Below are 2,465 nucleotides of genomic sequence, written 5' to 3' on the forward strand. Positions count from 1 at the left end.
CCGGGGCCGCGGTCCAGCGCCGGGTTCCAGTTGCCGCACTGGATCGCCAGCTGGTCGCCGGCGTCGCGCACGCCGTTGGCCCGTTCCAGTTGCGACGGCGCCGCGGCGCGGCAGAAGTCCTCGCTGTTCGCCCGCGCCATGGCCGCCAGGTCGGCGATGCGCTGCACCTCGCGCTGCTGCCACAACAGGTATCCGACGTCGATCACCATCAGGCAGGTGACGGCCAGCAGCAGCCACAGCGCGCCCAGCACCGCGACGGCGCCGCGCTGGACGCGCCGCACCGCACGACAGGCAGGGCTTCGCGCGGCCGCTGCGTTCATCGGCCGGCCATGCCCGATGCCTTCTCGCCCACGGAGGACTTGAAGTGCTCGGGTATCTCGTGTTCGAAGCTCTTGAGATAGCGCGCCCGGCTGCGCTGGGCCACCTCGCCCGGCACCGGGCGCGGCACCTCGGAGGCCATGCGCCCCTCGCGCTGCAGGGCCAGCAGGCGATGGGTCGCCTCGCCGACGTGGCGGGTGTACGGCGGCCCGGCCGGCGGGGCTTCGGCGGCGGTGGCATCGGCCGCCGCGGCGCCGGAAGACATCGCGGCCATGCAGGCCGCGCCCAGCGCGCAAACAAGATGTCGATGCAGTGGCAGGCGCATGTCGAAAGGCTCCTTCAGGGCTGGCCGGGTTCGGCGGTGGATCCGGGCGCGGCGGGCACTTGCCCGCCCTGCGCCATCTCCACGCGGCGCACACCCACGTGGATACGCCGCGCCTCCCGCCACCCGGCGGGGCGCAGGCTCAGCCCGTCCGGTGCCGCAGCAGCAGCAGCGGCGGCCGGACGGGCGGCGTGTGCGGCGGCGGCCTCGCGCGCCAGGCGGGCGGTGGCCTGCACCGCCTCGCGCGATCCGGCGGCCATCCGCCGGGCGTCCAGCAACCGCGCGGCCTCGTCCTGCTGCCCGTCGGCGGTCAGCCAGGCGGCCAGGTTGAGCTGGATGCGCGGGTTGTCGGGCTGCAGTTGCGCCGCCTGCATCAGCGGCACGCGCGCCTCGGCGATCCGGCCAGCGCGCAGCCGCGCATAGCCCAGGTCGTTGAGCAGCAGCGCATCGGTCGGCTGCTGCCGCTGGGCCTGCGCCAGCAGTTCGGCCGCGCGGTCGAACGCGCCTTCCGCGCCCGCCAGCAGGCCCAGCCCGTGCAGGCCGGCGGCGGCCTCGGGCGTGCCTGCCAGGCTGGCATAGGCCTGGCGGCTGGCCTCGGCCTGGCCGGTGTGGCGCAGCGCGTCGGCGCGCAACCGCGTGGTGGCCGGCGTCGGCCCGCCACGCTGTTCGAACTGGTCGATGTGGGCCAGCGAGGCGTACCACAGGCCCTCGCGCTGCATCTGCTCGATCAGGCGGCGGTGCGTGGCCTGCGGGTCGGCCACGGCGCCGGCGGGCAAGGCGGCGGCCTGCGCGCCCTGCTGCGCCAGCTGCTGCGCCTCGGCGCCGGGGTAGCTGGCCTTCGGCGTGCCGCAGGCGGCCAGCAGGCATGCGGCCAGCAGGCACAGGGCGGGCCGCACGCATGCGGCCGGCGGGGTGTGCGTCGTGAACTCGTTCATCTCGTCATCGATCCCAGGGTGCGCATGATGGCCAGGAAGCCGGGGCCCGCCGTCACGATCAGCAGCGCCGGCAGCAGCGTGGTCACCATCACCGCGGTCATCTTCACGGTGGTCTTGCCGATGCGTTCCTTCAGCTCGGCGCGGCGCTGCTCGCGCAGGCGCTCGCCGAACAGGCGCAGCGGCTCCTGCACGGCGCCGCCGTGGCGGTCGATCTGAACCAGCAGCCCGACCAGGCCGGCCAGGTTGTCGTTGCCGTGCAGCGTGGCCAGCCGCTGCAGCGAGTGCTCGCGCGTGCGGCCCCGCGCGTAGAGGTTGGCCGCCACCTCCACCTCGCGCCCCAGCACCTTCAGCACGTCGCCGAAATCGCTCACGATGATCTGCAGGCTCTGGTCCAGGCTCAGGCCGACGCCCTGCAGCAGCCGCAGCAGGTCCACGAACAGCGGCAGCTCGCGGGCCACCTGGGCGCACCGGCGCCGCGCGTGGGCCGACAGCGCCCACTTGGGCAGCATGAAGCCGAGGGTGAAGGCGATGGCGGCCAGCAGCATCACGCGGCTGCGCACGTGGCCGGCCTGCGCCAGCAGCAGCACGAGCAGCGGCAGCCCGGCGGCCAGCACCGCGCGCGCCGCCAGGAAGAGGAGCTGCGCCCGCACCGAAGGCCAGCCGCACTGGTCGATCAGGCGGCGGTCCTCGTCGGCCACCAGCAGGCGGCCCAGGCGCGTGCGCAGCCAGTGCGTCGGCAGGTCGCGGCCGCGGCCGTCGGGCGCCGTCTCGGCGGGCGCGCCGGCTTCGCTGCCGGCGGCCGCCGTGGCGCGCGCCTCGCGTTCGATGGCACGGCCGACCACCTCGCGCCCGCGCAGGCGCGCCACCTCGCGCCGGACGAAGGCGCCGGC

At 75.7% G+C, this 2,465-nt stretch carries 4 protein-coding genes; all 4 read right to left on the reverse strand.

Going from position 1 to position 2,465, the window contains the following annotated elements:
• Nucleotides 1-281 (reverse strand): pilus assembly protein TadG-related protein (locus tag ACIY1X_RS26040; protein ID WP_399686468.1); only part of this gene is annotated, 281 nt, incomplete at its 3' end.
• 35 nt (nucleotides 282-316) lie between these two features.
• Nucleotides 317-583 carry a DUF3613 domain-containing protein gene (locus ACIY1X_RS26045; RefSeq protein ID WP_399686470.1) on the reverse strand — a complete coding sequence of 89 codons (267 nt, stop codon included), beginning with the start codon at nucleotides 581-583 and terminating at the stop codon, nucleotides 317-319.
• A gap of 74 nt (nucleotides 584-657) precedes the next feature.
• Entirely contained in the window at nucleotides 658-1,575 is a 918-nt protein-coding gene (locus tag ACIY1X_RS26050) for a hypothetical protein (protein WP_399686473.1), read from the reverse strand.
• Nucleotides 1,572-2,465 (reverse strand): type II secretion system F family protein (locus ACIY1X_RS26055; RefSeq protein ID WP_399686475.1); only part of this gene is annotated, 894 nt, incomplete at its 5' end. The genes ACIY1X_RS26055 and ACIY1X_RS26050, both read right to left, overlap by 4 nt.

The sequence above is a fragment of the Xenophilus sp. genome (assembly GCF_044462705.1).
Lineage (GTDB): Bacteria > Pseudomonadota > Gammaproteobacteria > Burkholderiales > Burkholderiaceae_C > Xenophilus > Xenophilus azovorans.

What these genes read in the sequence shown, in the direction of transcription:
- ACIY1X_RS26045 (WP_399686470.1), bottom strand. Translation starts at nt 583, where the DNA reads ATGTCTTCCGGCGCCGCGGCGGCCGATGCCACCGCCGCCGAAGCCCCG.
- ACIY1X_RS26050 (WP_399686473.1), bottom strand. Translation starts at nt 1,575, where the DNA reads ATGAACGAGTTCACGACGCACACCCCGCCGGCCGCATGCGTGCGGCCC.